At 68.7% G+C, this 603-nt stretch carries 1 protein-coding gene; it reads right to left on the bottom strand.

The genetic code is table 11. From position 1 onward, the window contains the following. A partial coding sequence (locus H065_RS26715; RefSeq protein WP_036630826.1) for an aminotransferase class V-fold PLP-dependent enzyme occupies positions 1-603 on the bottom strand: 603 nt, incomplete at both ends.

Raw genomic sequence — 603 nt, forward strand, 5'->3', positions numbered from 1 at the left:
GCCGACCTCCTCGGTGCTGTAGCCGTCCAGCACGAAGGACATGACGCTGGCCTTGTCCGCCGCCGTGCCGATCAGCCGCACGCCGGGGATGGCGCCCAGCCCGCGCATGCCATGGACCAGCAGGTCATGCTCGTAGCGGCCGATGTTCTCGATGCCCAGGCGCGTCACGTAGTCCAGCGCCGCGCCCAGCCCGACCGCATCGGCGATATTGCCGGTGCCGGCCTCGAACTTGTTCGGAATGGGCTGGAACACCGTCTTTTCGAAGGTCACGTCGGCGATCATGTTGCCGCCGCCCTGCCAGGGCGGCATGTCCTCCAGCACCTCGCGCCGGCCCCAGACCACGCCGATGCCGGTGGGCCCGAAGATCTTGTGGCCGGAAAACACGAAGAAGTCCGCGCCCAGCGCCTGCACGTCCACCCGCAGGTGCGACACCGACTGCGCGCCGTCCACCAGTACGCGGGCGCCGGCCCGGTGCGCCAGCTCGATGATGCGCGCGACCGGCGTGACGGTGCCGAGCGCGTTCGACACCTGGGTCACCGCGACAATGCGGGTGCGGTCGTTGAGCAGCTTCTGGTATTCATCCAGCAGGATCTGGCCGGAATC

The sequence above is a fragment of the Paenibacillus shenyangensis genome, assembly GCF_000346635.1.
Taxonomy (GTDB): domain Bacteria; phylum Bacillota; class Bacilli; order Paenibacillales; family Paenibacillaceae; genus Saccharibacillus; species Saccharibacillus dauci.